Source organism: Enterobacter sp. BIDMC 27, from assembly GCF_000534415.1.
GTDB lineage: Bacteria > Pseudomonadota > Gammaproteobacteria > Enterobacterales > Enterobacteriaceae > Enterobacter > Enterobacter hormaechei_C.
Genome location: NZ_KI973178.1, coordinates 650,013 through 673,489 on the forward strand (window position 1 = coordinate 650,013; position 23,477 = coordinate 673,489).

Below are 23,477 nucleotides of genomic sequence, written 5' to 3' on the forward strand. Positions count from 1 at the left end.
GGCGCTGCGCTTACCCGGCCTACACGCAGTTCAAACCTTAGAACGTAGGCCTGATAAGCGCAGCGCCATCAGGCATTTTCCCGAACAACCTAACCCGCCAGGAAGAAACGGAACGCCGGGTTGTGGGTTTCGTCATGGCACTCATAGCCCAGCTCGTTCAGGCGCGTTTCGAAATCCGGCTCGTGCTCGCCCAGCTCGAACGCCGCCAGTACGCGGCCATAGTCGGTGCCGTGGCTGCGGTAGTGGAACAGAGAGATGTTCCAGTGCGTGCCCAACGTGTGCAGGAACTTGAGCAGCGCGCCCGGCGATTCCGGGAACTCGAAGCTGAACAGGCGTTCCTTCAGCGGCTTGGATGGACGGCCGCCGACCATGTAACGCACGTGCAGCTTCGCCATCTCGTCGTCGGAGAGATCGACCACGCTGTAACCGCCGTCATGCAGCAGGCTGAGGATCTCTTTGCGCTCCTCCACGCCACGGCTCAGACGCACGCCGACAAAAATGCACGCATCTTTGGCATCGGCAAAGCGGTAGTTGAACTCCGTTACCGAACGACCGCCCAGCAGCTGACAGAACTTCAGGAAGCTGCCCTTCTCTTCCGGAATGGTCACCGCCAGCAGCGCTTCACGCTGCTCACCCAGCTCACAGCGCTCGGAAACGTAGCGCAGACCGTGGAAGTTCACGTTGGCACCGGAAAGCACGTGCGCCAGACGCTCGCCGCGAATATTGTGCTGGGCGATGTATTTTTTCATTCCCGCCAGCGCCAGCGCGCCGGATGGTTCCGCCACCGCACGCACATCCTCGAAGAGATCTTTCATCGCCGCGCAGATAGCGTCGCTGTCGACGGTGACGATATCGTCGAGATACTCCTGGCACAGGCGGAACGTTTCGTCGCCAATGCGCTTCACCGCCACACCCTCGGCGAACAGCCCGACGCGCGGCAGGTCGACCGGATGTCCGGCGTCCAGCGCCGCCTTCAGGCAGGCAGAGTCTTTCGCTTCGACCGCAATCACTTTGATCTGCGGCATCAACTGTTTGATCAGCACCGCCACACCTGCGGCTAAGCCGCCGCCGCCCACCGGGACGAAAACGCGGTCGAGATGGGCATCCTGCTGCAACAGTTCCAGCGCCAGCGTACCCTGCCCGGCAATCACCATCGGGTGATCGAACGGCGGCACCCAGGTGAAGCCCTGCTGCTGCGCCAGCTCAATCGCTTTGGCTTTGGCTTCGTCAAAGTTAGCGCCGTGAAGCAGCACTTCTCCGCCGAACCCGCGCACCGCGTCGACCTTGATATCTGCGGTGGCGACCGGCATCACGATCAGCGCCTTCAGCCCCAGACGCGCCGAGGAGAACGCCACGCCCTGCGCGTGATTGCCCGCCGAGGCGGTAATCACCCCGCGCGCTTTCTGCTCGTCCGTCAGCCCGGCCATCATCGCGTAGGCGCCGCGCAGCTTAAAGCTGTGCACCGGCTGCCTGTCTTCACGCTTCACCAGAATGACGTTGTCGAGACGTGAAGAGAGTTTGTCCATTTTTTGCAGGGGCGTGACCTGCACCGCTTCATAGACCGGCGCGCGTAGCACCGCTCTCAGGTATTCCGCCCCCTCCGGGGCGGCGGATAAGGGTTGTGACTCGGCCATCATTAGCCCCCCAGTTTAGATTTATCGCGCACCGCGCCTTTATCTGCACTGGTGGCAAGACTCGCGTAAGCGCGCAGGGCGAAGGAGACTTCACGCTGACGATCTTTCGGCGTCCAGGCTTTGTCGCCGCGGGCTTCCTGCGCCTCACGACGGGCCGCAATCTCCTGGTCACTCAGCTTCAACTGAATGCCGCGGTTCGGAATGTCGATTTCGATCAGGTCGCCATCTTCGATGATCGCGATATTGCCGCCGCTTGCCGCTTCTGGCGAGACGTGACCAATGGAGAGGCCTGACGTGCCGCCAGAGAATCGACCATCGGTGATCAGCGCGCAGGCTTTGCCGAGGCCCATCGATTTCAGGAAGGTGGTCGGGTAGAGCATCTCCTGCATGCCGGGGCCGCCTTTCGGCCCTTCGTAGCGAATGACCACCACGTCGCCTTCCACCACTTTGCCGCCGAGGATAGCGTCTACCGCTTCGTCCTGGCTTTCATACACTTTTGCCGGGCCGGTAAATTTCAGGATGCTGTCGTCCACGCCTGCGGTTTTCACAATGCAGCCATTTTCCGCGAAGTTACCGTACAGCACGGCCAGACCGCCGTCTTTGCTGTAGGCATGTTCCAGCGAGCGAATGCAGCCTTCGGCGCGATCGTCATCCAGCGTGTCCCAGCGGCAATCCTGCGAGAACGCCTGGGTGGTACGGATGCCCGCCGGACCGGCGCGATACATGTTTTTCACCGCGTCGTCTTTGGTCAGCATCACGTCGTACTGCTCCAGCGACTCCGGCAGCGTCAGGCCGAGCACGTTTTTCACGTCGCGGTTCAGCAGCCCGGCACGATCCAGCTCGCCGAGAATACCAATCACGCCACCCGCACGGTGGACATCTTCCATGTGGTACTTCTGGGTACTCGGCGCGACTTTACACAGCTGCGGCACTTTGCGGGAGAGCTTGTCGATGTCGCTCATGGTGAAGTCGATTTCAGCTTCCTGCGCGGCGGCCAGCAGGTGGAGAACGGTGTTGGTGGAACCGCCCATGGCGATATCCAGCGTCATGGCGTTTTCGAACGCCGCTTTGCTGGCGATGTTACGCGGCAGCGCGCTGGCGTCGTCCTGCTCGTAGTAGCGTTTGGTCAGCTCAACGATGCGCTTACCGGCGTTAAGGAACAGCTGTTTACGATCGGCGTGGGTTGCCAGCAGCGAGCCGTTGCCCGGCTGAGAAAGGCCCAGCGCTTCGGTCAGGCAGTTCATGGAGTTGGCGGTGAACATCCCGGAACAGGAGCCGCAGGTCGGGCACGCGGAGCGTTCCACCTGGTCGCTCTGCTCGTCAGAGACTTTCGGGTCCGCGCCCTGGATCATCGCATCGACCAGGTCGAGCTTGATGATTTTGTCGGAGAGCTTGGTTTTCCCCGCTTCCATTGGGCCACCAGAGACGAAGATCACCGGAATGTTCAGGCGCAGGGAAGCCATCAGCATCCCCGGGGTGATTTTGTCGCAGTTGGAGATACAGACCATCGCATCGGCGCAGTGGGCATTAACCATGTACTCCACCGAGTCGGCGATCAGCTCGCGCGACGGCAGTGAATAGAGCATTCCCCCGTGGCCCATTGCGATACCGTCATCCACCGCAATGGTGTTGAACTCTTTCGCCACGCCGCCGGAGGCTTCGATTTGCTCGGCAACCAGCTTGCCGAGGTCGCGCAGGTGCACGTGGCCCGGTACAAACTGGGTGAAGGAGTTCACCACGGCGATAATTGGCTTGCCGAAATCGGCGTCGGTCATTCCGGTGGCGCGCCACAGTGCGCGGGCACCCGCCATATTACGGCCGTGGGTGGTGGTGGCTGAACGATACTTAGGCATGCTTTATTTACTCCCGTCTGACTATTTAATGGGACGGTGCGTGCCGTCCCAAATTTATATTTAGTGATTAACCTGATCCAACCAGCCGTATTTGTCTTCTGTTTCGCCGGTGAAGAGGCCGAAGAAGGCTTGCTGAATGCGTTTGGTGACCGGGCCACAGCGGCCTTCGCCCACCTGAATGCCATCGACGCTACGCACCGGCGTAATTTCAGCCGCGGTACCGGACATGAACACTTCATCAGCCAGGTACAGGGATTCGCGGGACAGTACCTGCTCGCGCACTTCGATACCCAGATCTTTTGCCAGCTTGATGATGGCGTCGCGGGTGATGCCCGGCAGCGCGGACGAAGTGAATGGCGGCGTAAACAGAATGCCGTCTTTCACTTCAAACAGGTTTTCACCCGCGCCTTCGGAGATATAGCCATTCACATCCAGCGCGATACCTTCCTGATAGCCGTGACGGCGCGCTTCGCTGCCGACCAGCAGTGAGGAAAGGTAGTTACCGCCCGCTTTAGCCGCAGTCGGGATAGTGTTTGGCGCCACGCGGTTCCAGGAAGAAACCATTGCGTCGATCCCCTGATCCAGCGCTTCCGCGCCCAGGTAGGCGCCCCACGGGAACGCAGCAATGATCACATCGGTGTTATAGCCAGCGGGCGGGTTGACGCCCATGCCAACATCACCCACGAAGACCAGCGGACGAATATAGGCGCTGGTCAGTTTGTTCTGGCGAATCACCTCGCGGCAGGCTTCCATCAGCTCATCAACGCTTTGGGAGACCGGGAAACGATAAATTTTGGCTGAGTCATGCAGACGCTGCATGTGTTCGCGATGGCGGAACACCACTGGCCCTTTGTGAGAGTCGTAGCAACGGATCCCTTCAAACACGGAGGTGCCGTAGTGCAGCGCGTGGGACATCACGTGAACTTTCGCGTCTTCCCAGCGAACCATCTCACCATTGAACCAAATGTAATCAGCTTTTTTTGTCGTCATTTTTTCGTCCTGTCACGCTTAAGCGCGGATTTGTTGTGATGTGGTTGTGCTCTGGCAGATGGCAACATGGGCAACGTCTACCAGTTTTGATAACTGACTAAACAGTAAGTCGACCGGCCGCGGGCTGGCAACGGTTAATTCGATACTGATGTTCTGCGCGTCGGTGGCCGTTTCCATATTCATAGAGCAAATCTGAAAGCCACGGTGGCGAACCACGCGCAATACGCGTTCTAACGTTTCCGGGTTGAAGCGAGCCTGCACGGCGACCTGATGTTGCATCATGATAATTTCTCCAGCATTTGTGAGTTACTGGCACCGGGCGGTACCAACGGCCAGACGTTCTCAAGCTCGTCGATTGAGACATGAAGCAGGTATGGCCCTTCGCTTGACAGCATGGTGTCGAGTGCCGCTTCAACCTGGTCTTTACGGGTGATGTGCTGGCCAGGAATGCCGAAGGCGCTGGCCAGGGTGAGGAAATCGGGGTTATCGGTCAGGGTCGTTTCGCTGTAACGCTCCTGGAAGAACAGCTGCTGCCACTGGCGAACCATGCCTAAACGCTGGTTATCGAGCAAGACGATCTTCAGCGGTAACTGCTTACGCTTCACGGTGCCGAGCTCCTGGACGTTCATCATGAAGGAGCCGTCACCGGAGATACAGATAACGGTATCGTTCGGGCGGGCAACCTGTGCGCCCACGGCAGCGGGCAGGCCGAAGCCCATCGTCCCTAACCCGCTCGAGGTGATAAAGTTCTCCGGGCGGGTGTAGGTCATGTGCTGGGCTGACCACATCTGATGCTGGCCGACATCCGTCGTTACCACGCTGTCTGCGGGTTTACGGTCTGACAGCTGTTTCAACAGCAGCGGCGCATAGATGGCGTCGCCTGGGTGATCGTAACGCCACGCGTGTTCAGTACGCATATCAGCGGTGTGCTGACGCCATGGGTTGATATCCAGCGGCTGCTCCAGCGCCGGTAACAGCGCGTTAAGATCGCCCTGCAACGCGACATGCGCCTGACGCAGTTTGTTCATCTCCGCCGGGTCGATGTCCATATGGATCACTTTGGCGTTCGGCGCGAAGGTATTCAGCTTGCCGGTAACGCGGTCGTCAAAACGTGCGCCGACGGCGATAAGCAAGTCGCATTCCTGCACCGCCAGGTTTGCCGCTTTGGTACCATGCATCCCCAGCATGCCGAGGTAGTACGGGTAATCTGCCTCTACCGCACCGAGACCTTTCAGCGTGCAGGTGGCGGGCATTTGCGTGGTCGCAATGAACGCGCGAAGCGCCGGAACAGCCTGCGCCATGCCCACGCCGCCGCCTACGTACAGCATCGGTTGTTTGGCCTGCGCCATCATCTGACGCGCCTCTTCCACCTCTGCATGCGGGTACGCATTATCGCTTTCCACGGTAGAGAAATGCGGCTCCAGATCGCCGAGTGCAACCTGGATATCTTTCGGGATATCAACCAGAACCGGGCCAGGACGGCCAGAGCTGGCAACCTCGAACGCTTCGGCCATCACCCGCGGCAGCTCTTCGAGAGACTGAACGAGGAAGCTGTGTTTGGTGCAGGCCAGCGATAAACCGAGCACATCCACTTCCTGGAAGGCATCGGTGCCGATGAACGGAGAGGCCACCTGGCCGGTGATCGCCACCACGGGTACGGAATCGAGCAGCGCGTCAGCCAGGCCGGTGATCAGGTTCGTTGCGCCCGGACCGGAGGTGGCCATACAGACGCCGGTTTTACCGGTCGCACGGGCATAACCGATGGCGGCCATCGCTGCGCCCTGCTCGTGTCGGCACAACAGGTGTTCCACGCCGCCGTCATACAGTGCATCGTAAATCGGCATAATTGCGCCACCCGGATAACCGAATACGGTTTCGACTCCCTGCGCGCGCAACGCATGTACTACCCATTGTGCCCCATTCATAGTTAGTTCCCCGTCATAAATCTGGAGAAACAGAATTTTGTGCTAGTCGTCATTCTCTGCTCCTCATTTAAGTTTTTTAGTCATAAAAAAACCCCCGGACCTTTCGGTGCGGGGGTCTTAGTTCGTTAAGGCTTGATTTCTAAGCCTTTCCTCGTCCAAGTGCAGCCCCGCACGGTGGGATAATAATCACCACCACGCTAATCACGACCAGGCTAATCACTCGTAGAAGGGCTGTCATTTTCAGTTCTTTTTGCATCTTGTTCGAAGGAATACCTAAAGAGTTACCACAGATATTTCATCTGACACAAGATTTTTTTATGACCTATATCTGTAGCATGCGAACTATTTCTTTCAAAATCGTTGTTTTATATAGGGAAAAAATAGAAATGAAGATTTTTCATTTTTTTGTCCTGCTTCATCCGGCAAGGCGCGCATGATTTCTTTTCTGCGAGGCCGATTCCACCGACATGTAAGGATTACATTTTGCCGCTAAAAGGCTGGAACGAGCGCCGTAATTCAGTGAATTAGTGCTAAACAGGAAAAAATGATGCTGGCATAGTCACCGCCAAGGAGGGCTTATGTCACTGTCAGTTGTTTATACACGCGCGGCCATCGGCGTGAAGGCACCGCTTATTTCTGTAGAGGTTCATTTAAGTAATGGACTGCCCGGACTGACGCTGGTCGGCTTACCAGAAACGACCGTTAAAGAGGCGAGGGATCGCGTGCGCAGCGCAATTATTAATAGCGGTTATGCTTTTCCGGCGAAGAAGATCACCATTAACCTTGCGCCCGCCGATTTGCCAAAGGAGGGAGGGCGATATGATTTACCTATTGCTATAGCGCTTCTCGCGGCTTCTGAACAGCTCAATACGCCAGGGCTAAGCTCGTGTGAGTTCGTGGGTGAATTAGCGCTTACAGGCGCGTTAAGAGGCGTTCCCGGAGCAATCTCGGGTGCGCTTGAAGCCATACGCGCGGGAAGACAAATCATTGTGGCCAATGAAAATGCCTCTGAAGTAAGCCTTATCGCCGAAAAGGGGTGTCTTGTCGCAGGACATTTGCAAGAGGTTTGCGCCTGGCTGGAAGGCCGACACGAGCTTGCCGAGCCGCAGGAGAATGACGAGGTGGCGCCAGCTTCGCCCGAAGATCTCAGCGATATTATGGGTCAGGAACAGGGTAAGCGGGCGTTAGAGATAACGGCCGCGGGTGGGCATAACCTGTTACTGATAGGTCCGCCAGGCACGGGGAAAACGATGCTGGCGAGCAGATTGAGCGGCCTGTTGCCACCCCTCAATAATCATGAAGCGCTGGAAAGCGCCGCGATATTTAGCCTGGTCAGTTCTACGTCGCTGCATAAACAGTGGCGCCGCCGTCCTTTCCGCTCTCCACACCACAGTGCGTCTCTTACCGCGATGGTGGGCGGGGGTTCGATCCCCGGACCGGGTGAAATCTCACTGGCGCACAACGGCATTTTGTTTCTGGATGAATTGCCAGAGTTTGAACGCCGCGTGCTGGATGCATTGCGGGAGCCGATTGAATCCGGCGAAATCCATTTGTCTCGTACACGGGCCAAAATAAGCTACCCTGCGCAGTTTCAGCTAGTCGCGGCGATGAACCCTAGCCCTACGGGTCATTATCAGGGCAATCATAACCGCTGTACGCCGGAGCAGACGCTGCGCTATCTGAGTAAGCTGTCTGGCCCCTTTCTCGACCGTTTTGATTTATCTCTCGAGATCCCCCTGCCCCCGCCCGGTCTGCTGAGGCAAACCGGTATTAGGGGCGAAAGCTCAGCAACTGTGCGTGAACGGGTTATTGCGGCGCAGGCGCGGCAGTATGCTCGTCAGAACAGGCTGAATGCCCGGCTGGATAACAGCGGGATCCGACAGTTTTGTTCTCTTAACGCTGAAGATGCAGGCTGGCTGGAAGATACACTGACGCGGTTTGGGCTATCCATTCGCGCGTGGCAGCGTTTGTTGAAAGTAGCGCGCACGGTCGCCGACGTGGAGGGCTGCTCCGGAATAGAGAGGCGGCATTTGCAGGAGGCATTAAGTTACCGAGCGATCGATCGGCTGCTGTTGCATCTGCAAAAAATGCTGGCGTAAAAAAAGGGGCCGTAGCCCCTTCTCTTCTTAATCGTCAGACTCGGTGTAGTCTTCTGCACCTTCCATCTGCGGCTTACCGCCAGACAGCGTATGGAAACGCTTAGGACGCTTAATGCGAGCCATATACTTGATCCATACACGTTCTGCATCAGACTGCGGCTCACGCTCACCACGGCAAACAGAGACAAACTGTTTTTCATCTTCGGTTGCCGGTTCACGTTTACCCAGATCCAGCTCGTTAAAGGCATAACCATGGCGCTCAAGAAGTTGAGCTTCTTTGATAGTGAAATCGCCGTGACGAGAGAACCCGCGCGGGTAATGTTTATTGTCGAAAAAACGATTAGTCGTCGTAAAGCTTTCCGCCATCCTACACGCTCCTAATTCTTTGGCCGAGCTATTTATGGCGCGGAGTATTAGTTACGCTTGACAGAGTGTAAAACAAAACATTTAAATCATAACGACAAATAATTTTGTGGAGAAAGATGTGGATACGGAATTGCTAAAAACTTTCCTCGAAGTGAGCAGAACGCGACACTTTGGGCGAGCAGCTGAAGCCCTCTACCTGACGCAGTCAGCAGTCAGTTTTCGTATTCGACAGCTGGAAAATCAACTGGGTGTGAACCTTTTTACCCGCCATCGCAACAATATTCGTTTAACTCCGGCTGGTGAAAAGTTGTTGCCTTATGCAGAAACCCTGATGAATACCTGGCAGGCAGCGCGAAAGGAGGTTGCGCACACCTCCCGGCATAATGAATTCTCGATCGGTGCCAGCGCATCGCTATGGGAATGCATGCTCAGCCAATGGCTTATGCGGCTATATCGCACACACAACCATCTGCAATTTGAGGCGAGGATTGCGCAACGTCAGTCGCTGGTTAAGCAACTCCACGAGCGGCAGCTTGATCTGCTGATCACCACAGAAGCACCCAAGATGGACGAATTTAGCAGCCAGATTGTTGGACAATTTAGCCTGGCGCTCTATGCATCGGAGCCTGCAATGATGAAGGCCAACCTGAATTATTTACGCCTGGAATGGGGGCCTGATTTTCAGCAGCACGAGACGGGGTTAATTGCCAGCGATGATATCCCGCAGCTCACGACAAGCTCAGCGGAGATCGCATGCCAGCATCTTCCCGCATTGAAAGGCTGTACCTGGTTACCTGTTCGCTGGGCGGATAATAAACCCGCACTCCATGTTGTCACCGATTCGACAACGCTCTCCAGGCCGCTGTATGCCATTTGGCTGCAAAACAGCGATAAGCAGTCACAGATAAAAGATCTGTTAAAAACCAGCATACTGGATTAACGCAACAGCCTGCGGAAACGCAGGCTGCTTATTCTTCAGGAAGGTGTTGAGCTGTTTTGCAGGCAAAAAAAATCCTTTGCCGAAGCAAAGGATTCTATATGGCAGGGGCGGAGAGACTCGAACTCGCGACACCCGGTTTTGGAGACCGGTGCTCTACCAACTGAGCTACGCCCCTAAAGTTTTTGCCATTAAGCCTGCCGGAAGGGCAGGCTTAATGTCTTAATAAGTGGCGGAACGGACGGGACTCGAACCCGCGACCCCCTGCGTGACAGGCAGGTATTCTAACCGACTGAACTACCGCTCCACCGAATACTTCTGTAACCACCGGATTAATGCACCGGCTTACTACTTAATTTGATGCCTGGCAGTTCCCTACTCTCACATGGGGAGACCCCACACTACCATCGGCGCTACGGCGTTTCACTTCTGAGTTCGGCATGGGGTCAGGTGGGACCACCGCGCTAAAGCCGCCAGGCAAATTCTGTTAATCTGTATCAAAGCTGAAATTTGATTGTCTGTCTCTTCGCCAAAACACCTTCGGCGTTGTAAGGTTAAGCCTCACGGTTCATTAGTATCGGTTAGCTCAACGCATCGCTGCGCTTACACACCCGACCTATCAACGTCATAGTCTTTAACGTTCCTTCAGGAGACTTAAAGTCTCAGGGAGAACTCATCTCGGGGCAAGTTTCGTGCTTAGATGCTTTCAGCACTTATCTCTTCCGCATTTAGCTACCGGGCAGTGCCATTGGCATGACAACCCGAACACCAGTGATGCGTCCACTCCGGTCCTCTCGTACTAGGAGCAGCCCCCCTCAATTCTCCAGCGCCCACGGCAGATAGGGACCGAACTGTCTCACGACGTTCTAAACCCAGCTCGCGTACCACTTTAAATGGCGAACAGCCATACCCTTGGGACCTACTTCAGCCCCAGGATGTGATGAGCCGACATCGAGGTGCCAAACACCGCCGTCGATATGAACTCTTGGGCGGTATCAGCCTGTTATCCCCGGAGTACCTTTTATCCGTTGAGCGATGGCCCTTCCATTCAGAACCACCGGATCACTATGACCTGCTTTCGCACCTGCTCGCGCCGTCACGCTCGCAGTCAAGCTGGCTTATGCCATTGCACTAACCTCCTGATGTCCGACCAGGATTAGCCAACCTTCGTGCTCCTCCGTTACTCTTTGGGAGGAGACCGCCCCAGTCAAACTACCCACCAGACACTGTCCGCAACCCGGATTACGGGTCTACGTTAGAACACCAGCCATTAAAGGGTGGTATTTCAAGGTTGGCTCCACGCAGACTGGCGTCCACGCTTCAAAGCCTCCCACCTATCCTACACATCAAGGACCAGTGTTCAGTGTCAAGCTATAGTAAAGGTTCACGGGGTCTTTCCGTCTTGCCGCGGGTACACTGCATCTTCACAGCGAGTTCAATTTCACTGAGTCTCGGGTGGAGACAGCCTGGCCATCATTACGCCATTCGTGCAGGTCGGAACTTACCCGACAAGGAATTTCGCTACCTTAGGACCGTTATAGTTACGGCCGCCGTTTACCGGGGCTTCGATCAAGAGCTTCGCGTTGCCGCTAACCCCATCAATTAACCTTCCGGCACCGGGCAGGCGTCACACCGTATACGTCCACTTTCGTGTTTGCACAGTGCTGTGTTTTTAATAAACAGTTGCAGCCAGCTGGTATCTTCGACTGATTTCAGCTCCACCCGCAGGGGCTTCACCTACACATCAGCGTGCCTTCTCCCGAAGTTACGGCACCATTTTGCCTAGTTCCTTCACCCGAGTTCTCTCAAGCGCCTTGGTATTCTCTACCTGACCACCTGTGTCGGTTTGGGGTACGATTTCGTGTTACCTGATGCTTAGAGGCTTTTCCTGGAAGCAGGGCATTTATCACTTCAGCACCGTAGTGCCTCGTCATCACACCTCAGCGTTAACAAGGTACCGGATTTACCTGGAACCTCCGCCTACATGCTTAAACCGGGACAACCGTCGCCCGGCTGACATAGCCTTCTCCGTCCCCCCTTCGCAGTAACACCAAGTACAGGAATATTAACCTGTTTCCCATCGACTACGCCTTTCGGCCTCGCCTTAGGGGTCGACTCACCCTGCCCCGATTAACGTTGGACAGGAACCCTTGGTCTTCCGGCGAGCGGGCTTTTCACCCGCTTTATCGTTACTTATGTCAGCATTCGCACTTCTGATACCTCCAGCATGCCTCACAGCACACCTTCAACGGCTTACAGAACGCTCCCCTACCCAACAACACATAAGTGTCGCTGCCGCAGCTTCGGTGCATGGTTTAGCCCCGTTACATCTTCCGCGCAGGCCGACTCGACCAGTGAGCTATTACGCTTTCTTTAAATGATGGCTGCTTCTAAGCCAACATCCTGGCTGTCTGTGCCTTCCCACATCGTTTCCCACTTAACCATGACTTTGGGACCTTAGCTGGCGGTCTGGGTTGTTTCCCTCTTCACGACGGACGTTAGCACCCGCCGTGTGTCTCCCGTGATAACATTCTTCGGTATTCGTAGTTTGCATCGGGTTGGTAAGCCGGGATGGCCCCCTAGCCGAAACAGTGCTCTACCCCCGAAGATGAGTTCACGAGGCGCTACCTAAATAGCTTTCGGGGAGAACCAGCTATCTCCCGGTTTGATTGGCCTTTCACCCCCAGCCACAGGTCATCCGCTAATTTTTCAACATTAGTCGGTTCGGTCCTCCAGTTAGTGTTACCCAACCTTCAACCTGCCCATGGCTAGATCACCGGGTTTCGGGTCTATACCCTGCAACTTAACGCCCAGTTAAGACTCGGTTTCCCTTCGGCTCCCCTATACGGTTAACCTTGCTACAGAATATAAGTCGCTGACCCATTATACAAAAGGTACGCAGTCACCCCATAAAGAGGCTCCCACTGCTTGTACGTACACGGTTTCAGGTTCTTTTTCACTCCCCTCGCCGGGGTTCTTTTCGCCTTTCCCTCACGGTACTGGTTCACTATCGGTCAGTCAGGAGTATTTAGCCTTGGAGGATGGTCCCCCCATATTCAGACAGGATACCACGTGTCCCGCCCTACTCTTCGAGTTCACAGCATGTGCATTTTCGTGTACGGGACTATCACCCTGTACCGTCGGACTTTCCAGACCGTTCCACTAACACACAAGCTGATTCAGACTCCGGGCTGCTCCCCGTTCGCTCGCCGCTACTGGGGGAATCTCGGTTGATTTCTTTTCCTCGGGGTACTTAGATGTTTCAGTTCCCCCGGTTCGCCTCGTTAACCTATGTATTCAGTTAACGATAGTGCAACGGATTGCACTGGGTTTCCCCATTCGGACATCGCCGGGTCAAGGGTTCATATCACCTCGCCGGCGCTTTTCGCAGATTAGCACGTCCTTCATCGCCTCTGACTGCCAGGGCATCCACCGTGTACGCTTAGTCGCTTAACCTCACAACCCGAAGATGTTTCACTTCTGATTGCGAAAATTTGAGAGACTCGAACACACATGAGCTGTGTGTCGTTTCAATTTTCAGCTTGATCCAGATTTTTAAAGAGCAAAACTTCGCAGTGCACCTTTTCAGGTTCACTCTGAAGTTTTCTTGTGTTCGCAGTAAAAGATGGTGGAGCTATGCGGGATCGAACCGCAGACCTCCTGCGTGCAAGGCAGGCGCTCTCCCAGCTGAGCTATAGCCCCATCGTAGTCACCTCTGTACCGGTAATTTTTGTTGAGGCAAGGCGTGGTGACACGAAGCATACTTATGTATGTGAGTGTCGCCGCAACGCAGCATCAGCAAAAATTTGGTAGGCCTGAGTGGACTTGAACCACCGACCTCACCCTTATCAGGGGTGCGCTCTAACCACCTGAGCTACAAGCCTGTAGAGGTTTTTTACTGCTGTTTTTCATCAGACAATCTGTGTGAGCACTGCAAAGGCAGGTTCTTTAAGGTAAGGAGGTGATCCAACCGCAGGTTCCCCTACGGTTACCTTGTTACGACTTCACCCCAGTCATGAATCACAAAGTGGTAAGCGCCCTCCCGAAGGTTAAGCTACCTACTTCTTTTGCAACCCACTCCCATGGTGTGACGGGCGGTGTGTACAAGGCCCGGGAACGTATTCACCGTGGCATTCTGATCCACGATTACTAGCGATTCCGACTTCATGGAGTCGAGTTGCAGACTCCAATCCGGACTACGACGCACTTTATGAGGTCCGCTTGCTCTCGCGAGGTCGCTTCTCTTTGTATGCGCCATTGTAGCACGTGTGTAGCCCTACTCGTAAGGGCCATGATGACTTGACGTCATCCCCACCTTCCTCCAGTTTATCACTGGCAGTCTCCTTTGAGTTCCCGGCCTAACCGCTGGCAACAAAGGATAAGGGTTGCGCTCGTTGCGGGACTTAACCCAACATTTCACAACACGAGCTGACGACAGCCATGCAGCACCTGTCTCAGAGTTCCCGAAGGCACCAATCCATCTCTGGAAAGTTCTCTGGATGTCAAGAGTAGGTAAGGTTCTTCGCGTTGCATCGAATTAAACCACATGCTCCACCGCTTGTGCGGGCCCCCGTCAATTCATTTGAGTTTTAACCTTGCGGCCGTACTCCCCAGGCGGTCGACTTAACGCGTTAGCTCCGGAAGCCACGCCTCAAGGGCACAACCTCCAAGTCGACATCGTTTACGGCGTGGACTACCAGGGTATCTAATCCTGTTTGCTCCCCACGCTTTCGCACCTGAGCGTCAGTCTTTGTCCAGGGGGCCGCCTTCGCCACCGGTATTCCTCCAGATCTCTACGCATTTCACCGCTACACCTGGAATTCTACCCCCCTCTACAAGACTCTAGCCTGCCAGTTTCGAATGCAGTTCCCAGGTTGAGCCCGGGGATTTCACATCCGACTTGACAGACCGCCTGCGTGCGCTTTACGCCCAGTAATTCCGATTAACGCTTGCACCCTCCGTATTACCGCGGCTGCTGGCACGGAGTTAGCCGGTGCTTCTTCTGCGGGTAACGTCAATCGACAAGGTTATTAACCTTATCGCCTTCCTCCCCGCTGAAAGTACTTTACAACCCGAAGGCCTTCTTCATACACGCGGCATGGCTGCATCAGGCTTGCGCCCATTGTGCAATATTCCCCACTGCTGCCTCCCGTAGGAGTCTGGACCGTGTCTCAGTTCCAGTGTGGCTGGTCATCCTCTCAGACCAGCTAGGGATCGTCGCCTAGGTGAGCCGTTACCCCACCTACTAGCTAATCCCATCTGGGCACATCCGATGGCAAGAGGCCCGAAGGTCCCCCTCTTTGGTCTTGCGACGTTATGCGGTATTAGCTACCGTTTCCAGTAGTTATCCCCCTCCATCAGGCAGTTTCCCAGACATTACTCACCCGTCCGCCACTCGTCAGCGAAGCAGCAAGCTGCTTCCTGTTACCGTTCGACTTGCATGTGTTAGGCCTGCCGCCAGCGTTCAATCTGAGCCATGATCAAACTCTTCAATTTAAGTTTGATGCTCGTGAATTAAACTTCGTAATGAATTACGTGTTCACTCAGAGACTTGGTATTCATTTATTGTCCGAAGACATTAAGAATCCATGTCACTTTGAGTGCCCACACAGATTGTCTGATAAATTGTTAAAGAGCAGTTGCAACGCGGCTTTCAGCTCATCGTTGCGAGGTCCCGTATATTACGTTTTCCTCATTCAGAGTCAAGCAATTATTTTCACTTTTCTCTGTTGGCGTTCATCTCTGAACCCCGCTGTCCCGGCGGCTTGTAAGCCGTTGTTCCGTGTCAGTGGAGGCGCATTATAGGGAGTTCTCCGACGTTGACAACCCCTCTTTGAAAAAAAACGCTCAACCGTCTCTTTTTTGCTCAAAACCGTGCTACAGCGCCAGTTTTTCGAGCGTTTCGAAGCCATAACGACGTAAAACGGGCAAAAGTTGTTCGGTTTCTTTTGTTATCGCCATACAAAAAGCGATGTTCGCATCCGCGGATTTCGCATCCGGCGCCTCGTGTTCCAGCAACCAGGCCGTCCGACGCGCAATCGCAGCACCGGAATCCACCAGCCGGGTCCCTTCAGGCAGAACCTTTAACAGCTCTTCCTGTAATAGCGGGAAATGGGTGCAGCCGAGAACAACCGTATCCGGTGGTTCCTGCATCCGCAGCCATGGACGCAGAATACGACGCAGCTCTTCAAGCGATACCGTCTCGCCGTGCAGTTTCGCTTCCGCCATTTCCACCAGCTCCGCGGAGCCGAGCATGGCGATCTGGCATTCATTGGCAAAGCGCTCAATAAGCTCACGCGTATAAGGACGTTTTACCGTACCGCGCGTAGCCAGCAACCCCACAATGCCGTTCGCCGTCAGACGCGCCGCAGGTTTGATTGCCGGAACAACGCCCACAACCGGGAACGGGAATTTTTCGCGCAGGGCAGGAAGAGAGACCGTGCTTGCCGTATTACAGGCAATGACCGCCAGCGCCAGGGGATAACGCTTTTGTACCGCGGTGACGATTTCAACCACACGCTCAACAATAAAGTCTTCACTCTTTTCCCCATACGGGAACGCGACGTTATCGAAGGCGTAGATGTAATGGAGATCCGGCAGGAGCTGCCGAATCTCATCATAGACCGAAAGCCCACCGACGCCGGAATCAAACACCAGCACTGTGGGACGCGGATCAGAAGGTGTAGCTGCCAGACAAGGTGTATTCCCGTCCTGCAGTTTGGTAGCCATAAACTGTCTCGTAATCTTTATCGAACAGGTTGGCTATTTTACCACGAACTGTGAGATGAGAGGTGACAGGATATGAAACCGCGACGTCCCACAGGCTGACGCCGCCCATTTTCACGCGTTCTGTGGCGTAGGTATTCGGATCAACGGCAACGTCATAGCGAGTGCCCAGATAACGGTACGCCAGATTCCAGTCGAGATCCCACACCTGCCAGTCAAGCTGATACTTAACCTGTTGCTTTGAGCGACGAGCCAGGACTTCGTTAGTTTTCGCATTACGCGGGTCGACGTAGTCGTAAGAAATCTGATGCCCTACCGGGCCAGTGTCGAACTGGGCCGTCGCCTCGATTCCTTTAATACGGGCTTCATCGACGTTGTAATAACGGTAAGTCCGCGGGTCGCTATTAATGAGGTTATCGATATCATTACGATAGCCCGTCACACGCCAGTTTACCGGCCCCGTCAGACCTTCAAAGCCACCTTCCCACTGCTTACTCTCTTCTGGCTTCAGATCCGGATTACCGTAATCTTTACTGTGGATCTGGCTCATGGTCGGTGCTTTATACGCTGTACCGTAAGAACCGATGATGCGATACCCCTCGATGAACTCCCATGCGGCGCTGGTCTGCCAGGTGGCGTGATTGCCAAAATTAGAGTTATCGTCATTACGCGCCGCCGCTTCCAGCGTCACGCTGTTGAACTGCTGCATCGCCGAAAGGAACACGCCGGTATTACGTTGTTCGTAACCTTTTTCCAGATAGCCCGTACCCGCCTGGGTTTTCTGCTTCTGCCAGTCCAGACCCGCGCCGATATTGCCGTGCCCCACTTCAACCGTATTCAGCCACTGGGTGGTGTACTGCTTCACGTCATCCATGGTTGCGGAGTCAGCGTAGCGGCCTTTTTTCGGATCATAGTTCTGATCTTTGCTACGGCCATACCCTGCCACCAGCTGTGACTGGAAAATACCCTGGTTATAGCGCAACCCGGTGTCCCAGTTCTGGCTGTAAACCTGACGCGTGTCCGGCCGCCCATCAATGCCGGTCGCGCCATAGTGATCGTAACCGTCATACGCGGAGCGGTTATCGTAACCAAAGCCACGGACGAATCCGCTGACGCTGTCGGTAAACTGCTGCTCCACCGAGCCAAACAGCGATTTACTCATAAAACCATCGCGGTCTGGCTGGCGCGGGGCATCTTTTGCGGCAATATCAAAACCACGGGTATAGGTATAATCACCGGCCATGGTGATTTTGGTTTTATCGAACACCTGCTGGAAGGCACCGTTATAGTTTTGATACCCCTTTGAACCGACACCCGCAGAAATTTCCGCACCCGGCTTGTCGCGCCCGGTAATGATGTTAATCACACCGCCAATCGCGTCGGAGCCATACAGCGCCGAACGTGGGCCGCGAATGTACTCAATACGCTGAATCAGCGACGTCGGAATTTGGCTTAAATCGGGAACATTGCTGATCCCGGCATTATTCAGGGGGATACCATCAATCAGTACCAGAACATGGCGGGATTCCGTACCGCGAATAAACGTTGAAGAGGTTGACCCCATCCCGCCGCTTTGTGCGATGTCCACACCCGGCAGGCGTGACATGATTTCCACAACACTCGTTGCCTGCCAGCGTTCAATATCCTCACGGGTCACGACGGAGGTCGGAGCCAGAACGGTTTTTGCTGGTTGTTCGAAACGGTTTGCTGTCACCACCAACGAGTCGGCGCTTTCCTGCGCCCAGCCCGAAAATGCCGTGACGGAAAACGCCGTCAACAGCGATACTTTTTTAATCATTGTTAAAGCATCCACAATATAAGAAGGATGCCGCAGGCCTCATCGATAGCACGCGATGATGAAACCAAATGCGACGTGATCCCGGCAGGTCTTCGGGCTGGGTGGCGTTATACGGATGAAGACTTCCCATTTTCACAGTGTCTACAACTCTCATCCCGCCAGTCTTTACCGCTGCGCGTCAGCTCCAGATTTGCACTGGATTCCCTTTTCACTCTCAGGAGACCGGAAACAGAATGCTACAATTAGACACGTATAGATGTCCAGATAGCTATTAGCCATTAAATCTGGACATCCACTGCACAATCCCTACAATCCCCGCGTAATTCTTTATCACTCAGGACGCATCATGACCCCCGAACACCTCCCGACAGAACAGTACGACGCACAGCTGGCAGAAAAAGTTGTCCGCCTGCAAAGTATGATGACGCCTTTCAACGCGCCCGTTCCCGAGGTGTTTCGTTCTCCGGTCAGCCACTACCGTATGCGCGCTGAGTTCCGCATCTGGCACGATGGCGATGACCTGTACCACATCATTTTCGATCAGCAGACGAAATCCCGCATTCGCGTAGACAGTTTTCCGGCGGCGAGTGAGCTCATCAACCAGCTGATGACGCTAATGATCGACGGTGTACGCAATAATCCGGTGCTGCGCAACAAGCTGTTCCAGATTGACTACCTGACCACCCAAAGCAATCAGGCCATTGTTTCTCTGCTCTATCACAAAGCGCTGACCGACGAGTGGCGCGAGCAGGCAGAAGCCCTGCGCGATGCGCTGCGCGCGCAGAACATCAACGTGCACCTGATTGGCCGCGCGACCAAAACCAAAATCATGCTGGACCAGGATTACATCGACGAGCGTCTGCCGGTAGCAGGTAAAGAGATGGTTTACCGTCAGGTAGAGAACAGCTTCACCCAGCCGAACGCCGCCATGAACGTGCAGATGCTTGAGTGGGCGCTGAAGGCGACAGAAGGGTCTAAGGGCGATCTGCTGGAGCTCTACTGCGGTAACGGCAACTTCTCGCTGGCGCTGGCGCGTAATTTCGAGCGCGTGCTGGCGACGGAAATCGCCAAACCGTCGGTGGCCGCCGCGCAGTACAACATCGCCGCTAACCATATTGATAACGTACAAATTATTCGTATGGCGGCAGAAGAATTTACCCAGGCGATGAACGGCGTACGCGAGTTTAACCGCCTGCAAGGGATTGATTTGAAGAGCTACCAGTGTGAGACAATTTTTGTCGATCCGCCGCGCAGTGGCCTGGACAGCGAAACCGAGAAGATGGTGCAGGCGTACCCGCGTATTTTGTACATCTCCTGTAACCCGGAGACGCTGTGCAAGAATCTGGAAACATTAAGCCAGACGCACAAGGTTGAACGTCTGGCGCTGTTCGATCAGTTCCCGTATACGCACCATATGGAGTGCGGCGTTTTACTTACCGCACGGTGATCTGTAGGCCGGATAAGCGTAGCGCCATCCGGCATTTTTTGGCAGATGGCGCTTCGCTTACCTGCCCTACAAATAATTCATTACTCCGGTAACTGGCTCTTGCGGCTACGCATGCGCGAGCCAATCCAGAACACCAGCGCCACAGACAGTACCGCAGGCAGGAAGTTAGAGCCAATATCCGGATACTCTGCGCGCACCACGGTGCTGTACAACAGTACACCCAGAATAAAACAGGCTGCGGCCAGTCCCGGTAACCCAACCGGCATGGTGCGGTTCAGATAACGTTGATGCAGGCAGTACACCGTCAGCACCAGCGCGATAATCGGGAAAATCGAGAACGGTACAATTGAGCTAAAAACCGCCGCAAACGTACCATTAATGGATAAGCCAGCGATCAATGCCAGCAACAGCGTTCCTTTATCCTGACCTGACTGTTTCATTACTCACCTTCACTCATCGTTTTGATGTGCCAACTTCTCTTGTTCACGGCGATACCAGTAGTACGCACCTTTAGAAATCATCCGCAGCTGCAATACCAGTCGCTCTTCGAGTTGCTTACGTTGTTCAATGCTGACATCCAGCGCTTCGGCACCCGCGCTGAAAACAATCGTCACCATCGCCTCGGCCTGTGCTTCAGTAAACGCACGCGGCATATGGTTTTCGAGTTCAAGATAGTCGGCAAGTTCCGCGATGAAATGCTGAATTTCACGCGCGACGGCGGCACGAAACGCGGCTGACGTTCCGGAACGCTCACGCAACAGCAGGCGAAACGCGTTAGGGTTATTGCCGATAAATTCCATAAATGTCGACACGGAGGTGCGGATCACGCTGCCGCCTTTGGCGATACGCTGACGCGCCTGACGCATAAGCTGGCGCAGCATCAAACCGCTCTCGTCGACCATGGTCAAGCCCAGTTCATCCACATCACGGAAATGACGATAGAAGGACGTTGGCGCAATCCCGGCCTCGCGCGCCACTTCACGCAGGCTCAAACTGGCAAAACTCCGCTCAGCACTCAGTTGACTGAATGCGGCTTCCACCAGCGAACGCCGGGTTTTCTCTTTTTGTTGTGCTCTTACGCCCATCACGATAGTTGAATCCTTCCAAAGGCCCGTTGGCACTATACCAGAGAATAAAATTAATCTGTTTACCTGGCTTTGTGAATGATTGTTTACGGGCGGTTTGTGCTCCACTGCCCGAAAAAAGCACAACGATAATTGGGTTACCCTGGCAATGATGTTATGATTCTGTTGCTTTTATGTATAAGAACAGGTAAGCCTTGCCATGCCACATTCCTACGATTACGACGCAATAGTTATTGGTTCCGGCCCCGGCGGCGAAGGTGCTGCTATGGGTCTGGTAAAACAGGGAGCCAGAGTAGCGGTTATTGAGCGCTACCATAACGTCGGCGGCGGTTGCACCCACTGGGGCACCATCCCTTCGAAAGCCCTCCGCCACGCCGTTAGCCGCATTATCGAATTTAACCAGAACCCTCTTTACAGCGACCACTCCCGACTTCTTCGCTCCTCCTTTGCCGATATCCTGAATCACGCAGACACGGTCATTAACCAGCAGACGCGCATGCGTCAGGGTTTCTATGAGCGCAACCACTGTGAAATTCTGCAAGGGAACGCGCATTTTGTGGATGAACACACCCTGGCGCTGGAGTGCCACGACGGTTCGGTTGAGACGCTCACCGCTGAAAAATTTGTGATCGCCTGCGGCTCCCGTCCTTACCATCCGGCAGACGTGGATTTCTCGCACCCGCGCATTTACGACAGCGACTCCATCCTCAGCCTGCACCACGAGCCACGCCATGTGATCATCTACGGCGCGGGCGTGATTGGCTGCGAATATGCGTCGATTTTCCGGGGAATGGAGGTCAAAGTTGATCTGATCAACACCCGCGACCGGCTGCTGGCGTTCCTCGATCAGGAGATGTCAGATTCCCTCTCCTACCACTTCTGGAACAGCGGCGTGGTGATTCGCCACAACGAAGAGTACGAGAAAATCGAAGGCTGCGACGACGGTGTGATCATGCACCTGAAATCTGGTAAGAAGCTGAAGGCGGACTGCCTGCTGTACGCCAACGGCCGTACCGGCAACACGGATTCATTGCAGCTGGAGAATATCGGGCTTGAAACCGACAGCCGCGGTCAGCTCAAGGTCAACAGCATGTACCAGACTGCGCTGCCGCACGTTTACGCGGTGGGCGACGTGATTGGTTACCCAAGCCTGGCCTCCGCCGCGTACGATCAGGGCCGCATCGCAGCACAGGCGCTGGTGAAAGGTGAAGCGACGGCGCATCTGATTGAAGATATCCCGACGGGCATCTACACCATTCCGGAAATCAGTTCTGTCGGCAAAACCGAGCAGCAGCTGACGGCCATGAAGGTGCCTTACGAGGTGGGTCGTGCCCAGTTTAAACATCTGGCGCGGGCGCAAATCGTGGGAATGAGCGTAGGTACGCTTAAGATCCTGTTCCATCGCGAGACGAAAGAGATCCTCGGTATTCACTGCTTCGGTGAACGCGCGGCGGAAATCATTCATATCGGCCAGGCGATCATGGAGCAAAAAGGTGGTGGCAACACCATTGAGTACTTCGTTAACACCACCTTTAACTACCCGACCATGGCGGAAGCTTATCGGGTAGCTGCGCTGAACGGCTTAAACCGCCTGTTTTAACGCGCTGTCGAAATGGCCATCCATCGCACCCCGGATGGCCTCTGCCAGCTGCTCATAGCGGCTGCGCAGCGGTGACCCCGGACGATAAACCAGACCAATGGTGCGACGCGGCTCCGGCTTAATACAGGGCAGATAGACCACGCCATCACGTTTACGCTCGTGCGGCACCGCCAGCGCCGGCAGCAGCGTAATACCGCTTCCCGCCGCCACCATATTACGCAGCGTTTCCAGGCTGGTTGCGCGGAAATGGGTATCTTCATCGGCACCCGCTTCGAAGCAGAAGCCCATCGCCTGATCGCGCAGACAGTGGCCATCTTCCAGCATCAGCAGTTTTTCACCGGCCAGATCGGCCATCGGCACGCGATCGCGGTTCGCCCACGGGTGATCTTCATAGATCGCCAGCATCATCGGCTCATCGAACAGCGGTACTTCAATAAACGCTTCACTCTCTTTGACCAGCGCCAGGATCGCGCAGTCGAGCTTGCCGCTGTCCAGCTGCGCCAGCAGCTGATGGGTTTGCGCTTCATGCAGGTACATTTCGAGTTTCGGGAACGTCTGGTGCAGCATCGGAATGATTTGCGGCAACAGGTACGGGCCAACGGTTGGGATCAGGCCAATATGCAGCGGGCCGGACATCGCTTCCCCCTGCTGGCTTGCCATTTCCTTGAGCACTTTGACCTCGCGCAGTACGGTGCGCGCCTGATCCACCAGCAGAAGACCTGCCTGCGTGAACAGTACCTTACGACTGGTGCGCTCCAGCAGCATCACGCCCAGCTCATCTTCCAGCTTGCGGATCTGACCGCTCAGCGTTGGCTGGCTGACGTGGCAGGAGTCTGCCGCGCGGCGAAAATGGCGATGCTCAGCTAACGCTACCAGGTATTCAAGATCACGAATATTCATTATTCATCCTCCGTCGCCACGATAGTTCATGGCGATAGATAGCATAGCAACGAACGATTATCCCTATCAAGCATTCTGTTGAATAATACATCACATAGACGAGGCGGCACGTGTTTG

The 23,477-nt window shown here is 55.0% G+C and carries 17 protein-coding genes, 4 tRNA genes, 3 rRNA genes and 1 riboswitch; of the genes, 4 read left to right on the plus strand and 20 right to left on the minus strand.

Annotated elements, in window-relative coordinates; all coding sequences use genetic code 11:
• Positions 1 to 89: 89 nt before the first annotated feature.
• The 7 genes from ilvA to ilvL all read right to left on the minus strand — a co-directional run bounded on the left by ilvA (position 90) and on the right by ilvL (position 6,640).
• A complete protein-coding gene (gene ilvA, locus L463_RS19375; protein WP_108454272.1) occupies positions 90 to 1,634 on the minus strand; it encodes a threonine ammonia-lyase, biosynthetic in 1,545 nt (514 codons plus the stop codon).
• 2 nt (positions 1,635 to 1,636) lie between these two features.
• Entirely contained in the window at positions 1,637 to 3,487 is a 1,851-nt protein-coding gene (gene ilvD, locus L463_RS19370) for a dihydroxy-acid dehydratase (protein WP_008501574.1), read from the minus strand.
• A gap of 60 nt (positions 3,488 to 3,547) precedes the next feature.
• Positions 3,548 to 4,477 (minus strand): branched-chain-amino-acid transaminase, encoded by a 930-nt coding sequence (gene ilvE / locus L463_RS19365; protein ID WP_003860182.1) that lies wholly within the window; start codon positions 4,475 to 4,477, stop codon positions 3,548 to 3,550.
• 18 nt (positions 4,478 to 4,495) lie between these two features.
• The gene (gene ilvM, locus L463_RS19360; protein WP_003860184.1) at positions 4,496 to 4,759 is read right to left on the minus strand and encodes an acetolactate synthase 2 small subunit; all 264 of its coding nucleotides are present in this window, start codon (positions 4,757 to 4,759) and stop codon (positions 4,496 to 4,498) included.
• Positions 4,756 to 6,402, minus strand: coding sequence for an acetolactate synthase 2 catalytic subunit (gene ilvG, locus L463_RS19355; protein ID WP_023295616.1), 1,647 nt, complete (start codon positions 6,400 to 6,402; stop codon positions 4,756 to 4,758). The genes ilvM and ilvG overlap by 4 nt, the downstream gene beginning before the upstream one ends.
• A gap of 2 nt (positions 6,403 to 6,404) precedes the next feature.
• Complete coding sequence (ilvX, locus tag L463_RS24465; protein ID WP_166792073.1) at positions 6,405 to 6,455, minus strand: peptide IlvX; 51 nt, start codon at positions 6,453 to 6,455, stop codon at positions 6,405 to 6,407.
• Between the two features lie 86 nt (positions 6,456 to 6,541).
• Entirely contained in the window at positions 6,542 to 6,640 is a 99-nt protein-coding gene (gene ilvL, locus L463_RS23295; RefSeq protein ID WP_001311244.1) for an ilv operon leader peptide, read from the minus strand.
• A gap of 340 nt (positions 6,641 to 6,980) precedes the next feature.
• On the opposite strand from ilvL, the gene L463_RS19350 reads away from it, so the two are divergent.
• Positions 6,981 to 8,501: a YifB family Mg chelatase-like AAA ATPase gene (locus L463_RS19350; RefSeq protein ID WP_023295617.1), complete on the plus strand. Its 1,521-nt coding sequence runs from the start codon at positions 6,981 to 6,983 to the stop codon at positions 8,499 to 8,501.
• Between the two features lie 27 nt (positions 8,502 to 8,528).
• Here the strand turns inward: L463_RS19350 and L463_RS19345 are convergent, their stop codons facing one another.
• Positions 8,529 to 8,867 (minus strand): MaoP family protein, encoded by a 339-nt coding sequence (locus L463_RS19345; RefSeq protein WP_006808641.1) that lies wholly within the window; start codon positions 8,865 to 8,867, stop codon positions 8,529 to 8,531.
• A 106-nt stretch (positions 8,868 to 8,973) separates the two neighbouring features.
• On the opposite strand from L463_RS19345, the gene hdfR reads away from it, so the two are divergent.
• Positions 8,974 to 9,807: an HTH-type transcriptional regulator HdfR gene (hdfR, locus tag L463_RS19340; protein ID WP_195758490.1), complete on the plus strand. Its 834-nt coding sequence runs from the start codon at positions 8,974 to 8,976 to the stop codon at positions 9,805 to 9,807.
• 99 nt (positions 9,808 to 9,906) lie between these two features.
• On the opposite strand, the gene L463_RS19335 is transcribed toward hdfR, so the two are convergent.
• From L463_RS19335 to btuB, 9 genes are all read right to left on the minus strand, one after another.
• A tRNA-Trp gene (locus tag L463_RS19335) sits at positions 9,907 to 9,982 on the minus strand.
• 52 nt (positions 9,983 to 10,034) lie between these two features.
• A tRNA-Asp gene (locus L463_RS19330) sits at positions 10,035 to 10,111 on the minus strand.
• 55 nt (positions 10,112 to 10,166) lie between these two features.
• Positions 10,167 to 10,282 (minus strand): 5S ribosomal RNA (gene rrf / locus L463_RS19325).
• Between the two features lie 72 nt (positions 10,283 to 10,354).
• A 23S ribosomal RNA gene (locus L463_RS19320) occupies positions 10,355 to 13,260 on the minus strand.
• 170 nt (positions 13,261 to 13,430) lie between these two features.
• Positions 13,431 to 13,506: transfer RNA gene (locus L463_RS19315), tRNA-Ala, on the minus strand.
• A 105-nt stretch (positions 13,507 to 13,611) separates the two neighbouring features.
• Positions 13,612 to 13,688 (minus strand) — tRNA-Ile (locus tag L463_RS19310).
• A gap of 70 nt (positions 13,689 to 13,758) precedes the next feature.
• Positions 13,759 to 15,300 (minus strand): 16S ribosomal RNA (locus tag L463_RS19305).
• The 16S, 23S and 5S rRNA genes sit together here with 4 tRNA genes alongside, the layout of an rRNA operon.
• 381 nt (positions 15,301 to 15,681) lie before the next feature.
• A complete protein-coding gene (murI, locus tag L463_RS19300; protein ID WP_003862067.1) occupies positions 15,682 to 16,533 on the minus strand; it encodes a glutamate racemase in 852 nt (283 codons plus the stop codon).
• Complete coding sequence (btuB, locus tag L463_RS19295; protein WP_017694253.1) at positions 16,478 to 18,328, minus strand: TonB-dependent vitamin B12 receptor BtuB; 1,851 nt, start codon at positions 18,326 to 18,328, stop codon at positions 16,478 to 16,480. Before btuB ends, murI begins: the two co-directional genes overlap by 56 nt.
• 65 nt (positions 18,329 to 18,393) lie before the next feature.
• A riboswitch (cobalamin riboswitch) is annotated at positions 18,394 to 18,570 on the minus strand.
• Between the two features lie 104 nt (positions 18,571 to 18,674).
• Here btuB and trmA point away from each other — a divergent pair.
• Positions 18,675 to 19,775, plus strand: a complete 1,101-nt coding sequence (gene trmA / locus L463_RS19290; RefSeq protein WP_003862063.1) for a tRNA (uridine(54)-C5)-methyltransferase TrmA — start codon at positions 18,675 to 18,677, stop codon at positions 19,773 to 19,775.
• A gap of 80 nt (positions 19,776 to 19,855) precedes the next feature.
• Here trmA and L463_RS19285 read toward each other — a convergent pair whose 3' ends face one another.
• Both L463_RS19285 and fabR read right to left on the minus strand, forming a co-directional pair.
• The gene (locus tag L463_RS19285; RefSeq protein WP_017383113.1) at positions 19,856 to 20,215 is read right to left on the minus strand and encodes a YijD family membrane protein; all 360 of its coding nucleotides are present in this window, start codon (positions 20,213 to 20,215) and stop codon (positions 19,856 to 19,858) included.
• A gap of 9 nt (positions 20,216 to 20,224) precedes the next feature.
• Positions 20,225 to 20,863 (minus strand): HTH-type transcriptional repressor FabR, encoded by a 639-nt coding sequence (fabR, locus tag L463_RS19280; protein WP_003862059.1) that lies wholly within the window; start codon positions 20,861 to 20,863, stop codon positions 20,225 to 20,227.
• A gap of 196 nt (positions 20,864 to 21,059) precedes the next feature.
• Between fabR and sthA the strand changes: the two genes are divergently transcribed.
• Positions 21,060 to 22,460, plus strand: a complete 1,401-nt coding sequence (gene sthA / locus L463_RS19275; RefSeq protein WP_003862057.1) for a Si-specific NAD(P)(+) transhydrogenase — start codon at positions 21,060 to 21,062, stop codon at positions 22,458 to 22,460.
• Here sthA and oxyR read toward each other — a convergent pair.
• Positions 22,443 to 23,360: a DNA-binding transcriptional regulator OxyR gene (gene oxyR / locus L463_RS19270; RefSeq protein WP_003862055.1), complete on the minus strand. Its 918-nt coding sequence runs from the start codon at positions 23,358 to 23,360 to the stop codon at positions 22,443 to 22,445. The genes sthA and oxyR overlap by 18 nt on opposite strands.
• Between the last annotated feature and the right edge of the window lie 117 nt (positions 23,361 to 23,477).